Annotated in this window: 25 protein-coding genes; 15 read left to right on the top strand and 10 right to left on the bottom strand. The window is 67.8% G+C overall.

Annotated elements, in window-relative coordinates; translation table 11 throughout:
- Positions 1–38: 38 nt before the first annotated feature.
- Positions 39–3,245, bottom strand: coding sequence for an AfsR/SARP family transcriptional regulator (locus KO481_RS30570; RefSeq protein ID WP_215921923.1), 3,207 nt, complete (start codon positions 3,243–3,245; stop codon positions 39–41).
- 183 nt (positions 3,246–3,428) lie between these two features.
- Here KO481_RS30570 and KO481_RS30575 point away from each other — a divergent pair, with 183 nt between their 5' ends.
- The 4 genes from KO481_RS30575 to KO481_RS30590 all read left to right on the top strand — a co-directional run bounded on the left by KO481_RS30575 (position 3,429) and on the right by KO481_RS30590 (position 10,058).
- Entirely contained in the window at positions 3,429–4,952 is a 1,524-nt protein-coding gene (locus KO481_RS30575) for an aldehyde dehydrogenase family protein (protein ID WP_215921925.1), read from the top strand.
- Positions 4,953–4,968: 16 nt separating this feature from the next.
- Entirely contained in the window at positions 4,969–5,406 is a 438-nt protein-coding gene (locus KO481_RS30580) for a nuclear transport factor 2 family protein (RefSeq protein ID WP_215921927.1), read from the top strand.
- A 95-nt stretch (positions 5,407–5,501) separates the two neighbouring features.
- Positions 5,502–8,732, top strand: coding sequence for an ATP-binding protein (locus KO481_RS30585; protein WP_215921928.1), 3,231 nt, complete (start codon positions 5,502–5,504; stop codon positions 8,730–8,732).
- A 132-nt stretch (positions 8,733–8,864) separates the two neighbouring features.
- Positions 8,865–10,058: an MFS transporter gene (locus tag KO481_RS30590; protein ID WP_215921929.1), complete on the top strand. Its 1,194-nt coding sequence runs from the start codon at positions 8,865–8,867 to the stop codon at positions 10,056–10,058.
- 353 nt (positions 10,059–10,411) lie between these two features.
- Here KO481_RS30590 and KO481_RS30595 read toward each other — a convergent pair whose 3' ends face one another.
- Positions 10,412–11,080 (bottom strand): TetR/AcrR family transcriptional regulator C-terminal domain-containing protein, encoded by a 669-nt coding sequence (locus KO481_RS30595; RefSeq protein WP_215921930.1) that lies wholly within the window; start codon positions 11,078–11,080, stop codon positions 10,412–10,414.
- A gap of 64 nt (positions 11,081–11,144) precedes the next feature.
- Here KO481_RS30595 and KO481_RS30600 point away from each other — a divergent pair, with 64 nt between their 5' ends.
- The 3 genes from KO481_RS30600 (at position 11,145) to KO481_RS30610 (ending at position 14,103) form a co-directional block, all read left to right on the top strand.
- Positions 11,145–12,113, top strand: coding sequence for an LLM class flavin-dependent oxidoreductase (locus KO481_RS30600; protein WP_215921931.1), 969 nt, complete (start codon positions 11,145–11,147; stop codon positions 12,111–12,113).
- A gap of 486 nt (positions 12,114–12,599) precedes the next feature.
- Positions 12,600–13,769: a cytochrome P450 gene (locus KO481_RS30605; RefSeq protein WP_215921932.1), complete on the top strand. Its 1,170-nt coding sequence runs from the start codon at positions 12,600–12,602 to the stop codon at positions 13,767–13,769.
- 175 nt (positions 13,770–13,944) lie between these two features.
- Positions 13,945–14,103 carry a hypothetical protein gene (locus KO481_RS30610; RefSeq protein ID WP_215921933.1) on the top strand — a complete coding sequence of 53 codons (159 nt, stop codon included), beginning with the start codon at positions 13,945–13,947 and terminating at the stop codon, positions 14,101–14,103.
- A 282-nt stretch (positions 14,104–14,385) separates the two neighbouring features.
- Here KO481_RS30610 and KO481_RS30615 read toward each other — a convergent pair whose 3' ends face one another.
- Positions 14,386–15,282: an aminoglycoside phosphotransferase family protein gene (locus tag KO481_RS30615; RefSeq protein WP_215921935.1), complete on the bottom strand. Its 897-nt coding sequence runs from the start codon at positions 15,280–15,282 to the stop codon at positions 14,386–14,388.
- Between the two features lie 338 nt (positions 15,283–15,620).
- Here KO481_RS30615 and KO481_RS30620 point away from each other — a divergent pair, with 338 nt between their 5' ends.
- Positions 15,621–16,019: a DUF4870 domain-containing protein gene (locus KO481_RS30620; protein ID WP_215921936.1), complete on the top strand. Its 399-nt coding sequence runs from the start codon at positions 15,621–15,623 to the stop codon at positions 16,017–16,019.
- On the opposite strand, the gene KO481_RS44495 is transcribed toward KO481_RS30620, so the two are convergent.
- Positions 15,976–16,575 carry a TetR/AcrR family transcriptional regulator gene (locus tag KO481_RS44495; protein WP_308166820.1) on the bottom strand — a complete coding sequence of 200 codons (600 nt, stop codon included), beginning with the start codon at positions 16,573–16,575 and terminating at the stop codon, positions 15,976–15,978. The two genes, KO481_RS30620 and KO481_RS44495, sit on opposite strands and share 44 nt — an antisense overlap.
- A gap of 29 nt (positions 16,576–16,604) precedes the next feature.
- Between KO481_RS44495 and KO481_RS30630 the strand changes: the two genes are divergently transcribed.
- The 3 genes from KO481_RS30630 to KO481_RS30640 are packed head-to-tail and all read left to right on the top strand — an operon-like array spanning position 16,605 to position 19,109.
- Complete coding sequence (locus tag KO481_RS30630) at positions 16,605–16,871, top strand: hypothetical protein (RefSeq protein ID WP_215921937.1); 267 nt, start codon at positions 16,605–16,607, stop codon at positions 16,869–16,871.
- Positions 16,861–17,751 carry an alpha/beta fold hydrolase gene (locus KO481_RS30635; protein ID WP_215921938.1) on the top strand — a complete coding sequence of 297 codons (891 nt, stop codon included), beginning with the start codon at positions 16,861–16,863 and terminating at the stop codon, positions 17,749–17,751. Before KO481_RS30630 ends, KO481_RS30635 begins: the two co-directional genes overlap by 11 nt.
- Complete coding sequence (locus KO481_RS30640; RefSeq protein WP_215921939.1) at positions 17,748–19,109, top strand: erythromycin esterase family protein; 1,362 nt, start codon at positions 17,748–17,750, stop codon at positions 19,107–19,109. The genes KO481_RS30635 and KO481_RS30640 overlap by 4 nt, the downstream gene beginning before the upstream one ends.
- A 40-nt stretch (positions 19,110–19,149) precedes the next feature.
- Here KO481_RS30640 and KO481_RS30645 read toward each other — a convergent pair whose 3' ends face one another.
- On the bottom strand, positions 19,150–19,308 hold the full coding sequence (locus tag KO481_RS30645; protein WP_215921940.1) for a hypothetical protein: 159 nt from the start codon (positions 19,306–19,308) through the stop codon (positions 19,150–19,152).
- A complete protein-coding gene (locus KO481_RS30650; RefSeq protein WP_245401702.1) occupies positions 19,274–19,681 on the bottom strand; it encodes a Tn3 family transposase in 408 nt (135 codons plus the stop codon). The genes KO481_RS30645 and KO481_RS30650 overlap by 35 nt, the downstream gene beginning before the upstream one ends.
- Positions 19,682–19,899: 218 nt before the next feature.
- On the opposite strand from KO481_RS30650, the gene KO481_RS30660 reads away from it, so the two are divergent.
- Entirely contained in the window at positions 19,900–20,214 is a 315-nt protein-coding gene (locus KO481_RS30660) for a DUF222 domain-containing protein (protein ID WP_308166821.1), read from the top strand.
- A 21-nt stretch (positions 20,215–20,235) separates the two neighbouring features.
- Here the strand turns inward: KO481_RS30660 and KO481_RS30665 are convergent, their stop codons facing one another.
- From KO481_RS30665 to KO481_RS30675, 3 genes are all read right to left on the bottom strand, one after another.
- Entirely contained in the window at positions 20,236–20,889 is a 654-nt protein-coding gene (locus KO481_RS30665; protein ID WP_215921944.1) for a nitroreductase family protein, read from the bottom strand.
- Between the two features lie 80 nt (positions 20,890–20,969).
- Positions 20,970–21,395 (bottom strand): alternative ribosome rescue aminoacyl-tRNA hydrolase ArfB, encoded by a 426-nt coding sequence (gene arfB / locus KO481_RS30670; RefSeq protein ID WP_215921946.1) that lies wholly within the window; start codon positions 21,393–21,395, stop codon positions 20,970–20,972.
- A 72-nt stretch (positions 21,396–21,467) separates the two neighbouring features.
- Positions 21,468–22,457: a helix-turn-helix transcriptional regulator gene (locus KO481_RS30675; protein ID WP_215921948.1), complete on the bottom strand. Its 990-nt coding sequence runs from the start codon at positions 22,455–22,457 to the stop codon at positions 21,468–21,470.
- 114 nt (positions 22,458–22,571) lie between these two features.
- On the opposite strand from KO481_RS30675, the gene KO481_RS30680 reads away from it, so the two are divergent.
- Together KO481_RS30680 and KO481_RS30685 are read left to right on the top strand one after the other, a co-directional pair.
- Positions 22,572–23,039 (top strand): VOC family protein, encoded by a 468-nt coding sequence (locus KO481_RS30680; RefSeq protein ID WP_215921950.1) that lies wholly within the window; start codon positions 22,572–22,574, stop codon positions 23,037–23,039.
- Between the two features lie 61 nt (positions 23,040–23,100).
- Positions 23,101–24,153, top strand: a complete 1,053-nt coding sequence (locus KO481_RS30685) for an aldo/keto reductase (protein ID WP_215921951.1) — start codon at positions 23,101–23,103, stop codon at positions 24,151–24,153.
- A gap of 208 nt (positions 24,154–24,361) precedes the next feature.
- Here the strand turns inward: KO481_RS30685 and KO481_RS30690 are convergent, their stop codons facing one another.
- Complete coding sequence (locus tag KO481_RS30690) at positions 24,362–24,949, bottom strand: CGNR zinc finger domain-containing protein (protein ID WP_215921952.1); 588 nt, start codon at positions 24,947–24,949, stop codon at positions 24,362–24,364.
- 98 nt (positions 24,950–25,047) lie between these two features.
- Here KO481_RS30690 and KO481_RS30695 point away from each other — a divergent pair, with 98 nt between their 5' ends.
- On the top strand, positions 25,048–25,794 hold the full coding sequence (locus KO481_RS30695) for a class I SAM-dependent methyltransferase (protein ID WP_215921953.1): 747 nt from the start codon (positions 25,048–25,050) through the stop codon (positions 25,792–25,794).
- Positions 25,795–25,944: the final 150 nt, after the last annotated feature.

A 25,944-nucleotide genomic window follows, 5' to 3' on the forward strand; every position in this document is an offset into this window, starting at 1 on the left:
TCGCGATCCACGATGAGGAAATCGGTCTGCTGGGGCGATCAGGCGCTCAACCGGAGGGCGGGGTCGGTGAGCAGGCTGGCGAGGTCGAGTGCCGCGCCTTCCGCAGTGAGTGCGGTGAGGCGGGCTTCGGGCAGGACCGCGCGAAGGTGCGTGGCAACTCGCTCGGCATCGGGGCCGAGTACCTCGCGGCCCATGCGACCGAATGCGTGCAGGACGGCGCCGAAGATTCGCGCGGCGTGCTCGAGATGGCCGGTGGCCAGGGAGGCGACTGCGAAACCGACGGCGACGTCGGGCAGCATTGGCGGGGCTTCGGTCGCTGCGACATCGCGGGCATAGATCAGCTGCCGTTGTCCGGATTCCAGGCGGCCGGCGTCGATCAGGACGACGCCGTAGACGGTGCGGACATTGACCACATCGGCCCATCGAAACAGCCCGCGCTCGTTGGGGCTCGGCGCGGTCGGCGGTGGATCGTCGGGACCGCCGATTGTAGAACTGAATGCGTTGATCGCGTCCTCGAGGCGGCCCTGTCGGGCAGCCAGGTAACCCTGTGCGACGCCGCACAGCTGTATCACCCGCTGTGGATCATGTTCGTCGGCACGTGTGAGATAGCTTGCGGCGCCGGCGATATCTCCGCCGAGGAGATGCTGAATCGCGACCCAGCACAGCATCCGTACTCGATCGCTCGTACTGACGTCCGGGTCGAACAGGTCCGCCGCTCGTGCGAGCAGGGGGCCGGCGGAGCCGATGCCGTGTAGTCGATTGTGGACGTAGGCGAGCAGAACCAGCGATCGGGCTTGCGCACCCGGATCGGCGGATTCCCTCAGGCATGTGACTGCGGCCTCCAGATCCGTCAGTGCCTGGGGGAAGGTATCGAGGGAGAGTTTCTCGAACGCTCTGTGGTACAAGGCATGGCCGCGTAGCCAGCCGTCTGCGGCTGCGGTGCAGTCGTCCAGCAACTGTGGACTGCCACGTTGATGCTCCTGCAGTGCAAAGATCAACAGGAAGATGGGGTGGCCTGCGTCAGCCTCGGCCATCGCGGAACGTACGGCAGGCTCGAATTCGCCTATGTCCCGAGGAATATTGCTCGCCGAGAAGGTGGCCGCGTACTCAGGGACGTAGTGGCCGTACCGGCAGGTCAGATATGCTCCGGCGCAGCCCCGGGGGACCCGATCGCCGACGACCTCCAACACCAGCGGCTGCCAAGTGTGGATCTCGCCCCATTGTCCGCTGGACTGCCAGTACCAGAACAGGTTGCCGAACAATCGCACCGAACGCGTGTAGTCCGCGCTTTCCACCGCCCATTGCAGAGAGGTTCGGCAGTTGCCGTGCTCGGCCGCGAACCGACGTAACCATTCTCGGTGGGCGGTGTCGCGTAATCCGGTAGTGCCCGCTTCGGCGAATTCGATGTAGCAGTCGGCATGTGCGCGCGCCGCTTGTTCGGACTCGCCGGCCCGCTGTGCTTCCTCGGCGGCGTAGGCGCGGATCGTTTCCACCATCCGGTAGCGCTCGCCGTCGAATTCGATAAGCGACTTGGCAGCCAGTGACCGTGCCGTCTCGGCGATCTCGGAGCGCGGCACCGAGAATCCGTCCCCGCACACCCGCATCAGGTGCTCCGGCGTCGTGCCACCGGCGAAAACCGCCATCCTGCGGGCCAATGCGGCCTCCACGTCGCCGAGCAGATCCCAGCTCCATGCGACAGCGGCCTGCAGACTTCGGTGGCGGGGCGTCGCGAGCCGGGTTCCGTTCGTTAGCAACCGGAACCGATCGTCGAGTCGCGCCGCTACCTCCGCGAGCGGGAACCCCTGCAATCGTGCGGCGGCCAGCTCGATGGCCAGCGGCAGGCCGTCCAGGCCGCGCACGATCGCGCGGACGTGGGGCCAATTCGCTTCGGTCACAGCGAAATCCGGTCGCACCGCGGTGGCGCGGTCGATGAACAATCGCATCGCGGGACTGTCGATGGTGTGCTCGGCGGTGCCCGTGGGCGCGGGGAGCGCCAAGGGGAGCACGGCATACCGCTCTTCACCGGCCACCGACAGGGGGGCCCGGCTCGTGGCGAGGATGCTCAGCTGCGGAAGTTGCCGCAGCAGTTGTGTCGTCGCTTCCGCCGCTGACCGCTGCACGTGCTCGCAATTGTCGAGGATCAACAGGGTTCGGCGTGCCCACAGCGTACGCACCAGCGTCTGCATCCAGTCCTCGGTGGGGGTATCCCGGTCGACCAGCCCGGCCGCGGCGAGCATCGCGGCGCCCAGTGCCGTACCCGAGGTCTTCCCGCGTTCGGGACTCACCGCCGCGGCCTCGATGAACAGGTATCCGTCCGGCCAGTCGCGGCCGTGCGATCGGACGAATTCGGTTGCCAGCCGGGTCTTTCCGACGCCGCCCGTGCCGACGAGCGTCACCAGCCGACCTCGGCGCAGCATCGCGGCCACCTCGTCGACGTCGGCGGTACGGCCCACGAAGCTGGTGAGGCGTCGGGGGAGTGTGGGTGATCCAGCCGTCGTGGCGTCGGGTCGCGCGGGCACGGCATCCAGACTTGCGACGGCCTGCCGCAGCACGGCGGACGGCTCGACGCCGAGTTCGCCGCGCAGCCCGGCCTCGATACGCCGGAAGACCTGCCGCGCTTCGGATTCGCGGCCCGCGGCCTCCAGTACCGTGATCAGGCGCGCGGCCAAGGTCTCTCGCAGCGGTAGTGCGTCGGCCTCCGCGGCGAGGGTGCGCAGCACTTCACTACCCCGGCCCAGCGCCAGGTACGCGTCGGCCTGCGCTTCTATCGCGGTCAACCGCTTGTCCGCCAAAACGGTTGCGGTCGTCGATATTTCGACAGACTCGCCCAGGTCTTCGAGCGGGATCCGCCCCTGCCAGCACGCCAGCGCCCGATCGAGGGCATCCGCGGCCGCGGCCGAATTCCCGGCAGCCAGCAGCCGGGTGCCCTCGGCGTGCAGACACGCGAACCTGTGCACGTCTAGGGCATCCGGATCGATGGCGAGCCCGTAGCCGGGCGCGCGCCGGATCACCCACTGTGCGCCGAAGGCGGCCCGCAGCCGTTTGACCAGCGTGTGCAGAGCGTTCTCCGCATCCGCGGGTGGCCGCTCGCCCCACACGCCGTCGATCAGACGTTCGGTGGAGACGATCTCGCCGCCGCGAAGCGCCAACAGCGCCAACAGGGTTCGCACCCGTGGTCCGCCGATCGCGATGGCACCGCTGTCGCCGATGCTCACCGTGACCGGCCCGAGAAGCCTGACTTGCATGAGCTGTGTCCCCGTCTCCTCACGCTGCGGTGGGACAGTCCCGTTTCACAATACGGTGGCGCCGGTCGGGCGTGCGCGGCCACCAACCGGTTCGCCGCGACGGGAAGCCTGGCGGCACCGCCTGACACGGGTCTGGCAACCGCTGCCAGACCCGTATCCGCGCGGCCGTGCACGGTGGCGCCCATGACGAATTCCCACGGCACGACCACCATGTCCGTACTCCCTTACCGTGACGAACTGGGCATCACACCCGGTCGCCTGTACATCGACGGGCAATGGGTCGACTCGGTCTCCGATGCCCGGTGGCATCATCTGAGCCCGGCCACGAACGAGGAAGTGACCACGATCGCCGACGCCTCCGCCGTCGACGTGGACCGCGCGGTCACGGCCGCGCGCAGGGCCTTCGACGAGGGGCCGTGGCCGCACCTGCGGGCCCACGAGCGCAAGCGGCTGATCGAGCCGCTGGTACAACTGCTGCGCGAGGCCTCACCGCGGCTGAGCAGGCTCCAGACACTGGAGAACGGCATGCCGATCGGGTTCACCACCCAGTACCGGCTCTCGGCCGAAGTCGCCGCGGACGTCTTCGACTATCACGCCGGGTGGATCGACAAACTCTCGGGCGAGACGTTCCCGCAGTACACCGACCGCAGTGACCTGCAGTACCTGAGTTTCCGCGAGCCGGTCGGCGTCGTCGCGGCGATCGTGCCGTGGAACGCGCCGGTCCTCCAGATGGCGAACAAGGTCGCACCGGCCCTGGCCGCCGGCTGCACGGTCGTGCTCAAACCCTCCGAGTACGCCAGTCTCACCAGCCTCGCCATCGCCGAACTGATCGACCAATTGGATTTGCCGCCCGGGGTTTTCAACCTGATCACCGGCGTCGGCGCACAGTCGGGTGAGGCGCTGATCACCCATCCCGGCGTGGACAAGATCAGCTTCACCGGCAGCCGGGGCGTGGGCGGGCGCATCCTCGAGGCGAGCGGGGACAACATCAAGCGCGCCACCCTCGAACTCGGCGGCAAGAGCCCGGCCCTGGTATTCCCCGACGCGGACGTCCGCAAGGCCGCCAAGACGGTGATGGGTATGGTCGCGCTGGGTATGTCGGGCCAGCAGTGCACCGCGCAGACCCGCGCCCTGGTGCACGCTGACTGCTACGAGGAATTCCTGGACGGGGCCAAGGAGGTAGCCGCCTCGGTGCGATACGGTAACCCCTTCGATCCGGCCACCAACGCCACGCCGCTGATCAATAAGCGCCAGCTCGTGAAGGTACTGGACTACATCGAGAGCGGCACCGCCGACGGCGCCCATCTGCTGCTCGGCGGCGATCGTCCGGGCGGTGAGCTGAGCGCGGGCAATTACGTCAATCCCGCCATCTTCACTCAGGTCGACAACCGCATCCGCATCGCACAGGAGGAGATCTTCGGGCCCGTGCTGGCCGTCATCCCCTTCACCGACGAGGACGAGGCCATCCGCATCGCCAACGACACCGAATACGGGCTTGCCGCGGGTATCTACACCAGCGACCTCGGCCGCGCCTTCCGGCTGGCCCGTCGGATCCGGGCGGGTGCGGTCGGCATCAACGGCTACACCTTCATGCCCAACTCCCCCATCGGCGGCTACAAGACCTCCGGGCTCGGCCGGGAGGGCGGTCGCACGGCCATCGAGGCGTACACCGAACTCAAGACCGTGATGCTCGAAACCCGAGCCTGAGACGGAGCGAACCCCGGTGTTGTGGAACGAGACCCGGCCGCCGGTCGGAGCGCACCGGCTCAGCGTTCGGCACGAGGCGAACCGGGCCGAGCTGACGGCGCTTATCGCCGATTACCTCGAATTGATGTGGAACCGGGGTCGCACCGATCTGGCCGCGCGCTTCGTGGCGTGCGGTCTCGTCGAGCACTGCCCGAGCCTGCCCGACGGCCGCCGTGCCCTGGTGGATCTGATTCACGGGGTGCGGCAACGATTTCCGGACGCCCGGTTCGAGCTGCGCCGCATCGCCGCCGACGGCGACCTGGTGTTCGCGCACTCGCTGTTCACCACGGGGCCCGGCGACCGCGGGGTCGCGGTCGCCGATGTCTTCCGCATCGACTACGGGCTGATCGTCGAACACTGGCAGGTGCGGGAGCGGGTGCCCGAGGTGACCGTCGGGACGCATCCGGTCATCTGAGTCGTCGCGAGACGTCCCCTGCTTGCCGGCACCGCGCGGCACGGTCGACACCGGACGGGCACGTCCGGTAATCATGATCGTGTCGAGGAGGATCCGTGCAGGTGCGAGTGTTGGGCCCGGTGTCGGTCGTCACCACGGCGGGGCAGGAGTTCGCGATCGAGGGACCTCGGTTGCGAACCCTGTTGGTGCTGCTGGCGATTCGGGCCGGTGAGGTGGTGGCGCCACCCCGGCTGTTCGAGGGCATCTGGGACGGTCGGCCGCCGGCCAAGGCCGAGAATGCGCTGCACTCGCTGGTGAGCCGGCTGCGCGCGGTAGTCGGCCCGCAGCGGTTGCTGCGCCGGGAGCAGGGCTACCTGCTGCAGATCGAGCCCGACGCGGTGGACATCCGGCGCTTCGGCCGGCTTCTGGACGAGAGCCGGGAGTGGGAGCGGGCCGGGGATGCGGATCGAGCCGCACGCAGTCTCGATCGGGCGCTGGCGCTGTGGCGCGAGAACGCGTTTGCCGGTGTGACAGACTCGGCCGAAATGCGGACTCTGGCAACGAGATCGACCGAGCAACGACTGACCGCCGTCGAACGCAGGGCGGATCTGTATCTGACCCTCGGACGCGGGGGCGAGGTCCTCGCCGAACTGGCCGCAGAGTGCGCCGCGCACCCGTTCCGGGAATCACTGACCGCCCGGCGGATCGCCGTGCTGCGCGCCACCGGGCACCAGGCCGAGGCGCACCGGGTCTACCGGTGCACGCAGGACCTGCTGCGGGCCGAGCTCGGCACCGCTCCCTCGCGGACGCTGTCCGAGGCGCTGACGACCACCGACGCCCCCGCACCGCCCCCGCAGGCCCGGGCACAGGCGCGGCCGCCGGACGATCACGCCCCTTGCGTGGTGGGCCGGCGGCCACCGAGACATCGGACCAGCTTCATCGATCGTGAGACGGACATAACGCGGGTGATGCAGCGGCTCGAAGGCTCGCCGTTGCTCACGCTGACCGGTGCCGGCGGCGTCGGCAAGACCCGGCTCGCGACCGAAATCGCCTGCCGGGCACCGTGGCCGGACGGATGCCTGTTCGTCGAGCTCGCGGGCGTGGCACCGGAGCACACCGGCGGTACCACACGGTCGGCGGCGGTCGCGGCGGCAGTGGTGTCGGCGCTCGGCGCGATCGAGCCGGGCGACGACGGTCACCGGGAGGCCGCCCTGGATCGAGTTGTCGCACAACGGCGCATGCTGCTGGTCCTCGACAATTGCGAGCATGTGATCACCGCGGTCGCCGAGCTGACCGCACGGCTACTGGAGCGGTTCCCGGACCTCACCGTGCTGGCCACCAGCCGCGAACCACTCGGTATCGAGGGCGAAACGTTGTACCCGGTCCGCAGTCTCGAGGTCCCCGACGAGGACGCCTCGCTCGCCCGCACCGCGTGCGCTCCGGCGGTACGCCTGTTCCTGGATCGCGCTCGCGCGGTCCAGGCCGATTTCGTGCTGACCCAGGCCAATCGCGCCGATGTCACCCGCATCGTGCGACGACTCGACGGGCTGCCACTGGCGCTCGAACTCGCCGCGGCGCGCCTGCACACCCTGCCCGTCGGCCAGGTGGCGTCCCGGCTCGACGATCGATTCTGGATGTTGCACTCGGCCGGTCGCCAGGAGTCGCACCGGCATCGCAATTTGTCCGCAGCGGTGTCGTGGAGCTGGGATCTACTCGGGCGCGCGGAGGTCGAATTGGCGCGCAGGTTAGCCGTATTCGCCGGCGGCGCCACCCTCGACGCCGTGCTCGGGGTGTGCGGGGGTGGAATCGATACCACGGACACACTGGCGGCGCTGGTCGCCAAGTCCATGGTGGATTTCGACGGCGTCCGATACCGGATGCCCGAGACGATCCGTGCCTATGCCGCAACGGAATTGACCGATGCGGGGGAGGCCGATGGGCTGGCCGCCGCGCACGCGGACCATTTCATCGAATTCGCCCGTGCCGCCGCACATCGGTTGCTGAGCGCGCGGCATGACCAGGCGGTGCCGCAGCTGGCGGGCGAACACGCCAATTGCATGGCCGCACTGCGGTGGGCGGTCCATGCCGGGGACGGTGCCCGTGCCCTGCGGCTGTACGGCAACCTGGTCTGGCACTGGCTGCTGTGCGGGCTGCGCGCGGAGGCGTCGGCCTGGCAGCCTCGCGTTCGGGCGCTGCTGGAGGGCCGGATACCGCCGGGGAGCACGGGCGAGTATCTGGCCCTGACCTACGCGCACGTTCTGCCCGGCTATCACGAGCTGCTGCGGCCCGACCAGATCCCGGATCGCACAGGCGAATTCGATCGCCTGGTCGCCGCCGCCGTTGCGGAGGGTTCCCGGCCGCACCCGGTGTTCGTGCTGTTGTCGGCGCTGCGCGAATATCACCGCGGCAACGTCGAACCGCTGGCCGGGTGCGCCGAGGCCGGCGACGAGTGGCTGCGCGGCAACGCCCTGGTCCTCTCGGCGCTCGAGAAGATGCGTGGTGACGTCCGGTCCGGTCCGCACGTGGTCGCCGACCTCGAGGCGGCGGTGGCATGCCTGGACCAGCTCGGTGAGCCGCGCGGACTGAGCCGGGCGCTGTTGTTGCTGGCGTCGTTCCGGATCCCGGCGGAGGGCCTGGCGGCGGTCGAGCCGCTGATCACACGCGCGACCCGGCTGCTGAGCGCCGATCTCGGCGCCGACGAACTGGTGGGAGTGCTGTGGCGGGCCGCTCAGTTGCACCTGCACGACGGCGATATCGACGGCGGCGCAGCGTATCTGGCGCACGCACACACGCTGGTCGATGCCCGGGTCTCGGAGAACACGCTGCGGTGGCTGCGCGTTGCCGAGGCCGACTTGGTGCTGCGGCAAGGTGATCCGGACGCCGCGGTCGAGCTGTATCGCCGCTCCCTCGACGATGTCGACGACGAGCAGGCCACGCCGGTGGCCAACCTGGTCATCGAGGAGGTTCGTGGGCGCACGAACTACGCGATCGCGCTGCTCGACATCGACCGGATCGATGCCGCCACGCGCCAATTGCGACACGCTCACCGTCTCGCGCTCGATCACGCACCGCCATTGCTGCCGACGATCGCGGTCGGCCGCGCCCTGGTCCTGCTGGCCACCGGCGAGCCCGAGCGGGCCGCCGGACTGCTCGGCGCCTTCGGCCGCCCCGGTCTCGAAGCCACTCCCGCCCACCACAATCCGGATGTACATCGCGCACACACCGTCGCGCGCACCGTGCTCGGGCGCAGTCGCTACGAATCCGCTCTCGCGCAGGGGCGATCCGTGCCGGCCGACCGGCTGCACACGATGCTCGACGACCTCGCACATCCGGCTGGCAGTCGCTGACAGGGCCATCTCAGCGGGCACGGCGATCGTGTGGGTCACGTCCGTCTGAAAGGAAGCCATGAACGGCATCACCGACCCGAGCCGCCGCCGAGCGGGCGCCGAAACCGCTGAGCGAGAAGAAGGTTCGACGCGATGACCACCGACTCAACGGCGCCGGAGGATATTCGGGACGATTCCGCGGCCTCGGTGCGGAACTGGTTGGCCGTCGCCGCGGTGGCGACCGCGACCTTCGCCATGGTCACCGTCGAGGCGATGCCCGTGGGGCTGCTCACCTCGATCGGCCACAGTTTTCACGTGTCGGCCGGCGCGGTCGCACTGACGGTCACCCTGCCCGGGGTGGTCGCCTCGCTCGCCGCGCCGATCCTGCCGGTGGCCATCGGGCGGCTCGACCGGCGGCTGGTCCTGCTGGGGTTGATCGCGCTGATGCTGGCCGCCACCGCGGTCTCGGCGGCGGCCTCCGGGTTCGCCATTCTGCTGGCCGCGCGGGCGGTCGTCGGCGTCGCCATCGGCGGCTTCTGGGCGCTGGCGGCGTCGTGCGCGATCAGATTGGTTCCGCCGCAACATATTCCACGGGCGACCTCGCTGGCCTTCGGCGGCGCCACCGTGGCGAACGTGCTGGGCGTCCCCGCCGCCACGCTGATCGGCAACCTGTCCAGCTGGCGGGTGGCGTTCCTGGCCGTCGCCGGATTCGGTGCGGTGGTGGCGATCGCCCTGGGTGTGCTGCTCCCGCGCTTGCCCGCCCTCACCCCGGTCTCCCCGCGAGCACTGTTGCGGCAGTTGCGCATTCCCGCCGTGCGGGCGGGCGTGATCGCGACATTCCTGCTGGTGGGCGGTCATTGGGCCGCGTACACCTTCGTCCGCCCCGCCCTGCAGGACCTTTCGGGCCTGAGCGCCTCGGCCATCGGACCAGCGCAGCTGGGTTTCGGTGTCGCCGGCGTGCTCGGGACATTCGCCGGCGGCTCGGCGGCCGCGCGCGATCCGCGCCGCGCGCTGCTGGCGGCGGCCGCGCTGCTGGCGGCCGCGCTGGCGCTGTTCGCGACGGTCGGCACCACCGCGATCGGCGGCATCGCGGTGCTACTGGTCTGGGGTGCGGCCTTCGGTGTAATCCCGGTGGGCGTGCAGACCTGGATCCTGCAGGCCGCGCCTCACGATGCCGAGGCGGCCACCGCCCTGAACACCTCGGTCTACAACCTCGCCGTCGCGGTGGGAGCGGCACTCGGCGGCCTTGTCGTCGACGCCACATCGGTGCGCGGCGTGCTGCTCACCGGCGCGGGATTCGCCGTCGTCGCGATCGCGACCGTCGCGGCCACGGGCCGACGGCGATGAGGCACTCGAACCCGCCCGGCGCCGGAGACACCAGCATTCCGCCTCCTGACCGCCGAACTCCCGTGGCATGAGCAGCAGACAGAGTCGATCATGGAAAAGTCTTGATCCACGTCTGTCGACGCAGCAGCCCGGGTGGTCATCGACTGTGAGCGCTCATGCCGAAGAGCGAGTGTTCCAACGTGGCTGCTGCTCCAGCGAGAACGGAGTCTGCGCTGATATCGGCTGGGGTATGCGCTATCCCGATACCAGGACAGACCCAGCAGTTGTGGGTCGTCGATGAGTTCGGCGGCGTGCCGGGTCAGCGAGGCGGCCGCGCTCGTGGCCGTCGGGTGAGATGTGCACATCCAACGGTGTCAAAGGTGCAGGCCGTCGAGGGTGAGGGCTATGCCGCGGCGGAAACGGTCGTCCATGTTGGGGGCGGTGAGGTGCGCGGCGACCAGGCGGAGGGCGGGGAAGTCTGCTTCGGGTAGCTCCTCGAGTCTGGTGCGGGCCTGGTCGAGGACTTGGGCGGCGGTCGAGCCCGCTGCTTCGGCGGCGTTCATCGGGCGTAGTTCCTGAAGGACGAAGCCGGTGACGTAGCTGTTGAGCAGGAAGGCGGTTTCCGCTGCCGCGGGCGGGGTGAGGCCGGCGGTCAGGAGGGCGGCGACCAGGGTTTCCAAGGCGCGCAGGGTGTTCGGGCCCTGGACCCAGCGGCCGGCCACGATGGTGGCGGCGTCGCGGTGGGTGAGCAGCAGGTCGCGGTAGGACGTCAGGGCCTGTTCGACGCGGTGCCGCCACGGCAGGGCGGGGTCCGGCCAGACTGCGTCGGCGAGCAGGTCGTCGGCGAGCAGGTCGATGAGCTCGTCCTTGTTGCCGACATGCCAGTACAGGGAGGACACGTCCACACCGAGGCGGGAGGCGACTCGGCGCATGCTCAGGCGGTCGACGCCCTCCTCGCGGACGATCTCGCGGGCCGCAGTCACCACGGCGGGGCGGGTCAGTCCCGAGCCGGTCCGGGGGCGCCCGCGTCGAGCACTGGTCACAACGCCTCCTCTGGGGTTACTCTTCGAGAGTACTAAACCAACACTGTTGGATTATGGAGTGATCATGTTCGATACCCGATTCGGTTTGCTCATCCCGCAACGCGGTGCGGAGTTCGGCGTCGGCACACTGGGCGAACTGCTGGAGCTGGGACCGCTCGCCGAGCAGAGTCCCCTGCTGAGTTCGGTGTGGGTGGGGGACAGCCTCACCGCGCAGCCCAGGGCCGATTCGCTGACTCTGCTGGGTGCATTGAGCGCTCTGACTAGCCGCGTGCGGCTCGGGACGGCCTGTATGGCCAGCTTCCCGGTGCGAGATCCCGCGGTGCTCGCGTATCAGTGGGCAAGCCTGGACCGGGTGTCCGGCGGCCGGATGGTGCTCGGAGCCTGTACTGGGCTGGTGGGTGACGGGGTCAGCGCGGCGGAGGGCGAACACTGGGGTGTGCCCGATCGGGAACGGGGGCCGAGGCTGGCCGAGAACATCCGGTTGTGCCGGGAACTGTGGAGTGGCAAGGAGATCGACTTCGAGGGCCGATTCCGCAGTTATCGCGGGCTGGCCGTGCATCCGGTTCCGGTACAGGATCCGTGCCCGGTGTTCATTGCCGCGAACCCCTGGAATCCGGCGTTCGCCGAGCGGGCCTTGCGGCGGGTGGCGACGCTGGCCGACGGGTGGATGACCGCTGCCAGTTGGCCCGGGTTGTTCGAAACCCTGTGGGACGGCTTGTCCGCGCAACTCGCCGAGGTCGGCCGTGATCCCGCGCAGTTCCCGGTCACCGTGCTCTACAACATCAATGTCGGTGCCGGACGTAAGGAGTCGCTGGCGGAGACCGCACGCTTCATCCGGGCCCACGAGAACGGGGAAGACGTGCCTGCGCCGATGGTCGAGGCGTGGACGGCCGCCGGTCCACCCGCGGCCTGTGCGACCGCGCTGCGCACCCTGATCGAGCAGGGCGCGACCCATGTGATCCTTCGCATTACGGCCTGGGATCAGCGCGCACAGCTGGATCGGGTGGTCAACGAGGTGCTCCCGCTCGTCTGAGGGGGTGCGGGGCTCATAGTGGCGATGCTGTACCGATGAGCCGGCGGGGACCTGCGCATGGGCATCTCGGATGGCGTTAGACGCAAGGTGTGGGCTGTCCGGAACCCTAGTGCTATGTGGAACCTTGGAACCGCGCTTCGATCCGCACTGCGGAGAGAGCCGGTTTCGAATGCGAAGGGCTCCTCAGATCGTGGCAGAAGGTCGGCAATCGACGCCGCGACATGTTCATGTACGCGCGCCTGGCAACGGGAACCCTCGCCGAGGCGGATCGGGTTTGCACCGGTTAGACCTCAATGACCGGTTGCCGACGGTCGCGGGTGATCGCGAACCGATATCAGTGCTGGTCGACCTCCACGGCCTCGCTTGTAAAATTAGTTAAAATTAGTCGATACTATGCTTGATCTGCGTTTGTACGCACAGCCAGTGGATAAATCCGCTCGAAAACATCTGATGAATCGCTCACCCTCTCTATGAGAGGACCGTCCGATGGGTTTTGCAGAGATGCGCCGGTTCCGGCGTGATCCGTTGGGTTTCCTCGAGAATCTGCGCCGGACCAGCCCGGTAGAGGTGTTCGGGCTGCCGTGGGGCGGGTGGTGTGTCGGCGATACAGGTCTGGCGCTGACGGTGTTGAGTGACCGCGCTTTCAATGCGGGGAAGTCCGGGTTCTTCGGTTCTATGCTGCCTTCGAGGTCTGCTCAGGTCGATTTCGGCCGCGCGGTGCGCGCGATTCTGCGGACGCATACGCCCGAGTATCGCGAGTCCCTGGCGGCGGCGGTGATCGAAATGCCCTCCGTCACCCGCTGGCCCGCAGCGGGGGTCGAGCTGGTGTATCGGTGCACCGCGGACGTGTTGCTGCACCCCGATGGTTCTCCCGAGTTGCGGCAGTTACTGGAGCGCAATGCACGCGTGGGCGCGCTTCGCCCGGCCCGAATGGCGCAGCGGGCGCGAGCGCAGCTGCTGCGCGCCAAGCTGTCCACCGCGCTGAACGAGCAGATCCGGGACCGGCGCAGCGCCACCGGCTGCACTGCGGAAGCCGAACCACGGGATCTGCTCGACGCCGTGATCGGTGCCTGTCCCGACGGCGTCGCCGATGCAACGGTGGCGCAGCTTTATGTGCTGATGTTCCGGTCCATTGTGGGACCGCTGGGCTACTCGCTCGCGTGGTCGGTGCTGCTGGGCAGTCTCCACTCTCCCGGCTCACCATGGCCTTGGCCCGTCGACTGGGTGGTACGTGAGGCCCTGCGGCACCGGCCAGTCTCCTGGATGGTCAGCCGTCCCGTCCCCTATCCCGCCGAGTTCGGGGGGATCGCCTTCCAGACCGGCGACCTGCTGTCCGTCAGCCCCTATCTGCTCCATCACGACAACAAACACTGGACCAGACCAGGGGCATTCCAACCCGACCGCTGGATTCGACCGAGCGAACACGGCCCATTTGTGCCCTTCAGTTCCGGCCCCTTCACCTGCGCCGGCGCCGCGGTCGCCCACGATCTGGTCACCGATGCAGCCACCACCCTCATCGAGAACACCTCTCTGCGCGTCATCGGCGGCGGTGATACCCGCCCGATCGTGACCAATGCCGCGACCCCCAGGCCGTTCACCCTGCGGCGTACCCCACAAGCCCTGTCCGCGCCCGACCGAGCCCCAGGAAGGAGGTGAGATCATGATCAAGGCATTGCGGTTCATCTTCACCAACAAGCCGACACGCGTATGGAACCCAGCTCAATACGGATGATTCTGCTACCGGCTGGATGGCTCGACCAACGCCAACCAGCTCTCGGTCATCGGTGGCGCCCCCGATGACATCGCGTTTCCACCGGGGGCTTTGGAGTGAATGAAACGTCCCGAGATCCCCAACCTGTATCTGTATGGCGGGGATTCGGGGGCACCATCGTGGTGGGACAAGATCGTCGACTACGTCGAGGGCGAGGTGTGGCCCAACGCTAAAACCGACACCGCGTATCGAGCGGTTTTCAGCTGCTGGCAGCCGTGAAGGCTGAGCTGGGTACCTGGTCGTCGATGGCCTGATCGTGTTGTAGATGACCCGGAAGCGGTGAACCTCCATGTCCAGGGCATCGCCGTCGGCGATCACGCCACGGAACAATCCGCGAACCCCAACCCTGACGACCGGAATCAGGCTGTCAGCGAAGATATTTGGCTTGCCTGCGCGATCACCCTCAACCTTCCAGGCATCGAGCGCGTCGAAATCCACTGCGACGTCACCAACAATGCTGCGTCCACAAGGTATCCCCTCGTGCCGATGAGCGCGTGTGCATCAGACACCGTTCAGAACACGATCAAGTGCCGCCCGACCTACGGGTCCCCAGTGCGGCTTGCCGCCGGGCCGGCCTCGATTTCCGTTGTGTCCCATGAGTATCAGGAACAGGCTCTTCAGGGCGGCGAGCCCGCGGGCGCGGCGGATCGCTGCCTCGTCTGCGTGCGCGTAGGTGTCGAAGAACCGCGCGGCCGTGCCCGCGGGTAGCAGCACCCATGCGGCGGCGAGGTCCCACGCGGGATCGCCGGCGAACATGTCACCGAAGTCGATGATGCCCGAGAGTGTTCCGTCCGAGACCACGACGTTCGCGGGGTGGAGGTCGCCGTGCACCCACACCGGCGGGCCCTCCCACGCGGGGGCCGTGACGGCGTCGTCCCAGACGGCCCGGACCTCGGCAGTGATGTCGTCGGGGGCAACGGCCTGCAAGAAGTTCTCGAAACCGTCTGTGCAGTTCCTGGGATGAGCTCCGCGGTCCGTGGCGAGCGGCGCCTCGGCGGGTGCCTGCACATGCAGCGCCCGCAGGAAGCTCGCGAGTGTGTCGGCCGCGTGGGTGCCGCGGCTGATCGTGCCGTGGTCCAGCGGCTGGCCGGGAACCCATGTCATCACGGTCCAGTGCTTGGGGAAGCGCTCGGACGGTTCGCCGAACCGCACCGGGGTCGGTACTGGGAGTGGCAGGCGCGGTGCCAGCACGGGTAGCCATCGGCGTTCTTTGAGCTGGGGCTGTGGGGTGGGGTCCATGCGCTGCATGCGCACGGCCAACTCGTCTCCGAGGCGCCACATGTGGTTGCCCCAGCCGCCCGCCACCTCACGAATGGTCAGCCCCGCAAGGTCTGGATGTTGCTCTCGAAGCAGGGCGCGGACCAGGTCCGCGGTGATCTCGATCTCGGTGTCGACCATACGGCGTCACAGTACCGAGGCGGCCGACCCGACATTGCCGCGGAACGGTACCGCAACGGCACACCCCATATGGAACGTCCCATGCCGCTGGTCGCGCGGTTCGGGCGGACGGCAGCCGATTGCCGGAAGATCCACTGGCGGTGATCGTCTCGGCCGGGCAACCGCACGCACATGCCGATTACATGACGTAGGCGCAACTCGCAGCGCCGTAGCGTGCGATCGCAGGTAAGCTTGCCGGCCGCTGGCGCGGTCCGTGCTCCTCGCTCGGAGTCCGCGACCTGTGGGCTCGTGCTGAAAGTTGGGATCGGTAGGAGACGTGCGCGGTGTCTGCTTACCCCATGACATCTTCTCAACCTCCCGCGAACCAGCCGCAGTCCGCCGGCTTGGACAAAAAGACCAGCGCGATCCTGTCGTACGCGCTGGGGTGGCTCACCGGAATCATCTTCCTCTTCGTCGGAAAGAACGATCCCGATGTGAAATTCCATGCCTCGCAATCGATCGTCTTCTTCGGAGCGGTCTCGGTGGTCAATATCGTTCTGAGCGTCGTCGGCTCGCTCCTCGGGGTCCTGGGGATCCTCTTCAGCATCGCCGGACTCGCAGTCGCGGTCTTCGCGGTCGTCGTCTGGATCATGGCCATGGTCCAGGCGAACAACACCGGCGGTGTCCGCGCGGGGCTTCCCATTGTCGGAAAATTCACTGCCCCTTATGCCGATCGGTTGGCCAACTCGCTCGAGTAGCGGCGTATTCGAAGTCGCGGCTGAGTCCGAAGCTCAACGGCCCGAGGTCATCTCGGGTCGTTGGCGTCCGCGCGGAACGTCCGGACGCCAATGCACCTTCTGGCGTGTGCGAGGTCTCGAGTTCGGCTGCCGTCTCGGCCAGTTCGTCGAAGACGGTGCGGAGCAACGCTTCGAGCAGTGCCTCACGTGTCGGGAAGTGACGGAGCAAGGTGGCCAGGCCCACTCCGGCTCTGCGTGCGATGTCGCGCAGCGACGCATCGGCGCCCTGCTCGGTGAGGACGGCGCCCGCAACGGTGAGCAGGTGGTCATGATTTTTCTTGGCGTCGGCCCGCATCTGCCGCCTGCAAACCTTGATCACGTACACGCCGCCGGGGCGCCCATGGCCGGATTGACGGCGTGGCAGTTCCTGATCGAGCTCGGACACGATCATCCGAACCCGCTGCAGCCGGTGCCGCATCGCCCGATGGTATCCGCCGACCGGCTCCACACGCTGCTCGACGACTCCTGGCAGCGGACTGGCAGTCGCTGACAGGGCGTTACCAGTGGGCGCGGGCATCGTTTGCCGCGTCCGTCTGAAAGGAAGCCATGAGACTCGAGCAGCAGCCGGCGCCGATCCGCATCCGGCCGACGGCCGTGGCCATGGGTGAGATCGCCGACCCGAGTATGTATTACCTGCCGGCGAACCCGGCGAATGTGCCCGCTTATGTGTGGCAGTTCACCGAGCTGGTGCAGCGGCAGTACGAAACCGGACGTCCTGGCCGAGCGTCTGCCGCAGCTACTCGCGCAATGGCAACAACTCTTCAACAAGAGCTCTTCAGCAAGCTAGAGACGGGAATCTTTCGTGAGTCGTGACGACAGCCGGATGCCGGAGTCGATGGTCCTCGCTGACGGTCGGACCGCGAGCTGGTACGAGCATGGTGACCGGTCTGGTTCGCCGTGTGTGTTCCTGCCCGGGTCGGCGACCTCGGGACACGCCGGAGTCGCGCTGGACGCGGTCGCCATGGCCAGCGGAATCCGGATGATCTCGGTGGACCGGCCGGGTCTGGGACGCTCCGACCCGGCCCCTGGCCGACGGTTGGTCGATTGGGCCGGCGATATCGAACAACTGGCGGACCACTTGGCACTGGAGCGTTTCGGGCTACTCGGCCATTCCGCCGGCGGGGCCTACGCCCTCGCTGTCGCATACCGGTTTCCCGACCGCGTGACCTGCACGGTGGTCGGCGCGGGAAGCCCGCCATACAGCGAGGACTGGACCCGGGCCGATGGTGTGGTGTCGCGTATGTCCCGGTTCTACAACGGGATGGCGGTCCACACGCCACGGCTGTACGGTGCCCTCTCTGCGCTGAGCGCCCCACGATCAGCCAAGGCCGTCGACCGTCTCATGGCGCTGGTCGCACGCGGAAGTTCGCCGGACGCCGAGTTCGCCAGGAAGTACCCCGACCAGACCCGGGCCTCGATGGAGGCACTCGGCGACGGATACCGGCAGGGCTCCGCCGGCCCGACCGACGACCTCGCCACGCTGTGCCGCCCGTGGGGGTTCGACCTAGGCGAGGTCACCGGCCCGGTGGAATGGTGGCACGGCGAACAAGACACCACCGTCAGTCCCCGATCCGGGCGAGAGGTCACCTCTCGGCTGCCCCACGTAACGACGCACTTCGTCGACGGCGGCCACTACGCCATGTTCGCCAACGCCACCCAAGCCATGATCCCCCTACAGCAGGCCGGTCGATGACCGCTTCGACGACGCCGGAACGACTGAGTGACGCGGCGGTGCGGCCGTTACGCACACTGGATCCGGACGCGCCGTTGGACGACCTCCAATGGCTCGATGACGTGATCGGTGATGCGCGGGTGATCGCAATCGGAGAGAGCGCACACTACAACCGCGAGTCCTATCAGCTCCGGCACCGACTGTTGCGCTATCTGGTTGAACGGCACGGCTTCGATGCCTACGCATTCGAGTCGGGATTCACCGAGGGCTGGTCGGTCGACAACTGGGTTCGAGGCGGCGGCAACCCGATCGGCCAGGTCATGGCGAACGACATCACATCGCTGATGGGACTGTGGAAGCCGATGCGCGCACAGTTGGAGTGGATGGCCGGCCACAATCGTGCGAGCACGCGAGCCATCGGCTTCTATGGCATCGATCTGTCCGGATCGAATGCCTCGCTGCTGCCCGGACTGGATGCCGTCCTCGGCTACCTCGCGCAGGCCGAACCCGAGTTCCGCGTCGACCCGGACATCCGGGAGACAGCCGCCGCTTTCTCCGCGTCCTCCGCGTTCTCCATTCCCGCGGCCTTCGCCTCCTACGGGAAACTCGCACCCGCAGCGCGGGACTCGCTGACCGCGAGCCTTGCCGATCTCACGGCCGGCATACCGAGCCGGCGCCTCGACTACCTCCGGCGGACCACCGAGGAAACGTATGAGCGGGCATGTCACTCGCTGAGCCTGACGGTCACCATCGACGCGATGTTCCGGGCGCTGGCCCGTGGCGATCGACATGGGATGATGATGCTCCGCGACACCGCGATAGCCGGCACCGTCGAATGGATTCTGCGTAGAACGGACCGAATCGTGCTGGCCGCCCACAACGCTCACGTACAGCGGTGGCCCGGCACGCTACCCGGCATGCTCCCGGTGACGACGATGGGCGTGCGGCTGGCCGATCGGCTCGGCAGTGACTATCGGGTCGTCGGCATGACCACGACGAGCGGTCGTACCCTCAATCCCTCAGCGGATTTCTTTGCAGGGCAACTCTTCACGGATATGGAAGCACCCGAACCGGGCAGCCTCGACGCTCTCATGGCCGCCAGCCACGACGGCCTGTTCGCGACCGACCTCCGACGCCTGTCCCCGTCCGACGCAGCCATTGTCGGCAGCGTGACACGGCAGCGTTACGGCACGTACTACTCGGACCTGAGCCCATTGGACGCCTACGATGCCATCGTCCACATCCCCCATGTCACTGCGGCTGACCCCGATGTCGACGCGTTGACTCATGCGCCCCGCGAGGTACGGGATGTGTTCTCTCGGTGGAAGTTGTTCGCTGAGGTGTGCGCTCTGCCAGGTCCTGAGGACACCGCCGCGTGAGCCTTTGCGAGGAGTTGGGAGGCAAGCCTGGGCGGCTCAACTAACCCGGGGCGAGACGGTTGTTCATGTTCAGCTCGGCCCCGCCGTACGGGATTACGTGTGACGAGAACAGCGGGGTCAGGCCGCGTTCGTCCTCGGCGGTCAACTCGCCGTCCCAATCGGGGTCAACGAGGATGCCCTGGATCATCAACACGTTCACGTACACCAGGCGGCATTTCCTGTTCGTCGCGCCGATTCGAGGCGATCTCGGAGTTCTTGCCGTAGAAGATGACCTGGTTCCCGCCGTTCCAGGCTTCGACCACGTTCAGGCCGCTGTTGATTTCCCGTTGGAGTTCGCGGCCGCGCAGGTAGCGGGACAAGAAGATCGCCTTCTGCGCCCGCCTGAGTTCGGTCATCGCCTCATAGGTCGGGTGCGCGGCGTTGACCTTCATGAACCGGCGCAGGATGACACGATCCTCACCGGTCTTATTGGGTGCGTTTCGGCCGTGTTTCACCACTCCGACGTTCACCACCTTCGTCACGCTGACGATCGGGATGATCGCCGCCCCGACCCGGCGGACGGTGTGCGGCATGCTCACCGCCGCCCGGATGAGTGGCCATCACGCTCGCGCGCGGCGCACGCTAATCGCCGCCCGATATTGTGCCGACCTACCCGGCGACCCCACCCCCGAACAAATCCACACCATCCGCCTGGCCTGGGCAAACGCCGCCGCCTGACTACGAAACACGAGGGAGCGCCGAACCGACGGATTGTCGAACATGTGTTCGAGAATGGGGTAGGCTGGCTCGGGTGAACACACATTCGACTGCACTGGCCCCGGATGCTCCGGCGCGGAGATGGCCGGAGCTGGCTGATGTCGATTTGCTGCGCACTCTCGTCGAAACCGAACGCCACCGACGTCGACTGGGTGCGGCTATGGTCGCGGCCGTCGCCGAGGCTGAGCGCCGCGGTCTCGCCGCCGACACCGGCTACCGTGACACAGCGGAGCTATTGAGTGATCTGCTGCGGATCAGTGCCTCCGAGGCGCGTCGGCGAATCGAATACGCCGCCCCGCAGGCCCGCTCACGTTCCAGGAAGGCGTGGAGAGCGGTGGCGGCAGGTTGAGGCCGAGCCTGGGTGTGCGGCCTACCAGGTATTCCAGTGGGTGAGTTGGTCGGCCGGCAGGCGTTTCGCCTGCCGGAAGTTGGTGCCCTTCGTGTAGCCGATAGGGAACAGCCCGCCCTGGCTGTACTGGTCGAACGGGATACCGAGAAGGTCGGCGGCCTGTCTTTCGCCGCCGCCGACGAGATGCAGTGTCGTCCATGCCGAACCCAGTCCGCGCGAGCGCAACGCCAGCATGAAACTCCACACCGCGGGCAACAGCGAACCCCAGAAACCCGCGCTGGATACCCCCGGCGTGTTGTCCACTCGACCCTCGAGGCACGGGATCAGCACGACCGGCACCTCGTGGAGATGATCGTTGAGGTACCTGGCCGAGTCGAACACGTGGGGCCTGCGCAGATCGCGCTCGTCACCGAACGCGGGTTTCGGCGCGTCGAGGTACGGGGTCGCATTGGTCCGGTAGATGTCGGCCAGCGCCCTCTTCCGCTCGGCGTCCTCGACGAACACCCACTGCCAACCCTGTGAATTCGAACCCGTCGGCGCCTGCAGCGCCAATTCGAGGCATTCCAGCAACACTTCACGCGGCACCGGACGCTCGAGGTCCAGCCGCTTCCGCACCGAGCGCGTGGTAGACAGGACCTCGTCGGCGGACAGGTTCAGCACATTCCCGACTGTCATTCCATATCCTCTCTCGTGGCCTGCTGCCATGAACATTCGGCGTGGGACGCACCGTCGGAACCTGTGGCGCTGTCCGTCGGCTAGTCGTCGGGGGAGACGCGGCGGTTGCGTTTGGTGACGCCGCGCCGCTTCTTCGCGGCGATGCGACGTTCCTTTGCTCCGCGCGAGGGCTTGGTGGCGCGGCGAACGGGTGGCGGGGCGGCGGCGTCAGACAGTAACGCGGCCAGGCGTTCGCGGGCGTTCGCACGGTTCTGCAACTGCGCACGTTGCTCCGATGCAGCGATCGTGAGCACCCCGTTGACCAGGCGGGTGGCCAGGCGGTCGAGCATCCGGGTGCGCAGCCACTCCGGCACGGAGGGCGAGTTGGCGAGGTCGAACGACAGCTCTACCCGGCTGTCGGTGGTGTTGACGTGCTGCCCTCCCGGACCGGACGACCGTGAGAACCGCTCGCGTAACTCGGATGCAGGTATCACCAGCACCCCAGTCACGGTCAGGTCCTCTGCCATGATCCGACGCCGCTCTTTCCGATCCCCGAGTTGATGCTATTCCATCGGTCCGGCATCCTCGGCCAGCCGCCCCTACCCGGTTCCCGCGGCGCGTCCGGCGCGCCGGGAAAGCTCCGCGAACGCCGCTCGCAGCTCGGGCGGTCCGACCACTTCGATCTCGGTGTCGAAGCGGGCCAACGCCGCCGCGAGGGCGGCCCAGGACCAGGACCCCATCGTCAGCCTGGTCCGGGCGGTGCCGAGTTCCTCTACGACGCCCTCGCCGGCGAACGGGGTCACCTCGGCTGCGGGCAGGTCGAGGATCACTTCGCCGCGGCAGGGCCAGGCGTCTGTGCGTTGGGAACCTTTGAACCGGGCCGATAGGAACGTGGCGACGTTGCCGCCCGGCACTTCCCGGGGCGTAAACCGCGGGCCGTTCGGTACCCGCAATGTCATCCGGTCGGCGCGGAAGGTCCGCCAGTCGCCGCGGTCGGGGTCCCAGCCGACGACGTACCAGCGTCCGGCCCGCACCACCAGGTGATGGGGCTGCACCCGGCGGGGCGCGCGCGGCTCGGCGGGCTCGAGTCGTCCAGGTGAGCGGTAGTCGAACCGCAGTTCCTCGCCCGCTCGGACCGCGGCGCTCAGGTCGAGCAGGATGACCGTGTCGACCTGCGGATCGGTACCGTGTCCGGCCCAGCTGATCTCGAGGGCGTCGACACGCTGCCGCAACCGCGACGGCAGCACCTGCCGCACGGTGGCCAGGGCACGCACGGCCGCCTCTTCGATGCCCGCGCCCGTCCCGACGGCGATCCGCAGCGCCACGGCCAGCGCGACCGCCTGCTCTTCGTCGAACAGCAGTGGCGGCATGTGACTGCCCGCTTCGAGCCGGTAGCCGCCGTCGGGGCCCTTGACCGCTTGGACGGGGTAACCCAGCTCGCGCAGCCGGTCGACGTCGCGGCGCACGGTCCGCTCGCTGACGCCGAGCCGCTCGGCGAGCAGGCCGCCCGGCCAGTCCCGTCGGGCCTGCAGCAGCGACAGCAGCGACAGCAGCCGGCTGGAGGTTGTCGTCGAGGAGGCGATCGGCATAGTTTCCACCCTGCCACGAGTAGCGGACGTTCTCTGACCGGTACTGCCTGCATTGTCGTTCCTGCCGCCGGAAACCTCCGGCACTGGGAACTACTCGCGAAGGACCGGAACACCATGTCGCTCAACGCTGTCGCCCACCTGAACTTTCACGGCCAGGCCCGTGAAGCCCTGGAGTTCTACCAGTCGGTGTTCGGCGGGCAGCTCACCGTCGCCACCTATGCCGACTTCGGGATGCCCGCCGAGCTTCCCGGCGCCGCCCACGTCGTGTTCGGCCAGGTCGTGGCCGACAACGGTTTCCAGGTCATGGCCTACGACGTGCCCGGCGAGCACACGCCCACCGCTCCGGACGCACCCACCACTCGTCGTGAGAACGGCGCCACGATCACCGAGGAGCCGTTCTTCCTCTCCGTCCGTGGCGAGAGCATCGACGAGGTCACCCCCGTGTGGGAGGGTCTCGCCAAGGGCGCGACCGTGATCGAGGAGTTCGGTCCTGCGCAGTGGGCGCCCGCCTTCGGGATGCTCGCCGACCGCTTCGGCGTCACCTGGATCGTCGACGTCGCGGCCGAATACACCCAGGCCTGACCATCTCCACAAGGAGTGCGGCCGGTCGCGGCCGCACTCCTTTACCGTCGCAGGAGAATCCATGCAAACTCGCCCGCTCGGCCGAACCGGCATCCAGGTCAGCGCATATGCCCTGGGCACGATGATGTTCGGGCCATACGGCAACCCCGATGCCGACGACTGCGTGCGCATCGTCCATCGCGCCCTCGACGGCGGCATCAACTTCATCGACACCGCCGACGTCTACGGCGGCGACGGTACCTCCGAGACGATCCTCGGCAAGGCCCTGCGCGGCCGCCGCGACGACGTCGTGCTGGCCACGAAGTTCAACGGCCCCATGGGTTCCGACCCCAACCGGCGCGGCAACTCCCGCCGGTGGATCGTTTCCGCCGTCGAAGGGTCGCTACGCCGCCTGGGTGTCGACCACATCGACCTCTACCAGGCCCACCACCCTGAACCCGGAACCGACATCGAGGAAACCCTCAGCGCGCTGACCGACCTCCTGCGCGCGGGCAAGATACGTGCAATCGGCCACTCGAACCTGCCCGCGTCGGAGATCGTGGAAGCCCAGTGGGTGGCCGAACGGCGCGGGATGGCACGCTTCCGCTCCGAGCAACCGCACTATTCGATTCTCAACCGCGGGATCGAACGCGAGATCCTGCCGGTCTGCAGGCGTTACGGGCTGGGTGTCCTGGTGTGGAGCCCGCTGGCGATGGGCCTGCTTGCCGGTCGCCTGCGTAAGGGCAGCGCGGAAACGGCGTCGGCCGGGCGCCTGCACTGGGCGCGGCAGCACCTGACCGACGAACGCAAGCTTGACGCCGTCGAAGCACTTGCCCGGATCGCCGAGCAGGCCGGGCTGTCGCTGCCCCACCTCGCACTGGCGTTCGTGGCCGCCCACCCGGCCGTCGCCTCGGCGATCATCGGTCCGCGCACGCCCGAGCAGCTCGACGACCTCCTTGCCGGAGCCGGCACGCTCTTGGACGACGACCTGCTCGACCAGATCGACGAGATCGTGCCGCCTGGAACCGACGTCGGACCGGTCGACGTTGCCTATGTCCCACCGGCGCTCGCACAGCCGGAACTCCGCCGGCGCACTACCGAAACCCGGGCAGTGCGCCGACAGTCGCCACAATGACGACGGGTTCGGCATTCGCGATGCCCGCCGTGAACCCGACACCACGATCGGCCGGCGCCCACGGCGCCCGTGGCTACGCCGGTCTGACGTCATCGGCGAGCGTGTCCAGCGACCTGGGCGTGTCTGTGGAACGCACGCTCTTGCCGATTACACGGCGTTCCGGACATGCTCGGCATGTTGATTCATGCGGTTGGCTGGGGTTGCTACCTCAGTTCGGCGCAGCGCCGCGGTCGCCGATGGTGGACTCTGCGTCGGATGCTGCCTGGCGGGCACGGAACGTGGAGGTCTTGGTCCGGTTCTGACAAGCGGTGCCGCAGAAGCGTTTTGTACCGTTGCGTGAAGTATCCAGGTAGACGCGGTCGCAGCCGTCGGCCGAGCAGATACCGATCCGGTCGGCGTGCTCGCTGCCCAACACATAGGCCAACCCGACCGCAGCCGCCGCACCGACCCCCGCGACAAACGGGGCGTCCGGAGCGTGGGAATGCAGATGCCACGAGCCGTCGTCTCCTCGCGCCAGCGTGGGCCGCGCCTCGTATTCGGTGATCATGGCATTGATCTGTGTCGCGGCGCTATCGGCGTCGCCGGTCGCGACGGCGTCGAACACCCGCCGCAGTTGCTGGGCCACACCGGCCAGTCCCGCAGCCTCGCCTGAGTCCACGGGGCGGCCGTACACCGCGACCGTCACGCCCTCTACCCGCTCGTGCAACTGCACGGGGTCGGCAGCGGGCGGGTACGGCCTGCCTCGACATTCGCCCGGGACGACGGCATTGACGAGCACGACGGCGTCGTCGACCACCCGGACCGTGTGACTGTCCAATCGCACTTGACCAGTTACCTCGCTCTCTCTAAGGTTGTTACTGCCATTGACGATTATGACAGTAACAAGGGGTGATCATGTCGCTCACGACCACCACGGCCGACACCTGGGTTCGACGCTGGGACCATCAACAAGAGACCTACGTACCCGACCGGGAGACGGTATTCGCGGTGATAGCGGATGCGGTCGCCGCGCACACCCAACGACCGGATCCCGTCGTGATCGATCTGGCCTGCGGCCCCGGTTCACTCGGCGCCCGCATCCTCGAACGACTGCCGCGCGCCCGCGTCATCGGAGTGGACACCGATCCGGTGCTCCTCGCGCTGGGGCGGTCGGCACACGGTCTCGAACTCCTCGATCGCAACCTCACCGACCCGCAATGGCTGGCCGCACTGCCGATCTCCGACCCCGTCGACGCGATCGTCAGCACCACCGCCCTGCATTGGCTGCGAACCGACCAGCTCGCCCAGCTCTACACGCAAACCGCGCGCCTGCTACGGCCCGGTGGCATCCTGCTCAACGGTGACGACATCGCGACCCGCGACACCGAGATCGACCTGCTCGACCAAGTCATCCGAGCTCGTCACGCCGAACGCGAAAGCGTTGGTGATCACGAGGATTGGGACGAATGGTGGACCGCGATCAAAGCCGAACCCGAACTCGTCGACGCCGTGGCAGAAAGGGAACGCCGAGCCTGGGAACACCCCGAAAACGGCAACACCACCTACGAACTGCACCTGACCCTCTTGCGACAAGCCGGGTTCCGCACCGTCTCCCAACTCTGGCAGTACGGACGACGACGAATCATCGCCGCCATCAATTGACTCCGCCATCAACCACGGAACGCCCCCGCCAGTCGGACCAAGCGTGCACTGCTCGCCGTAGCCGCGAGCAGTGCATTATGAACGCCATAGTTGTTGGGCGGCAGGCGATCTTGCGGACTGCACGCTCATTCCGCATACAGGGCGGTTTGC

The sequence above is a fragment of the Nocardia albiluteola genome, from assembly GCF_018860155.1.
Taxonomy (GTDB): domain Bacteria; phylum Actinomycetota; class Actinomycetes; order Mycobacteriales; family Mycobacteriaceae; genus Nocardia; species Nocardia albiluteola.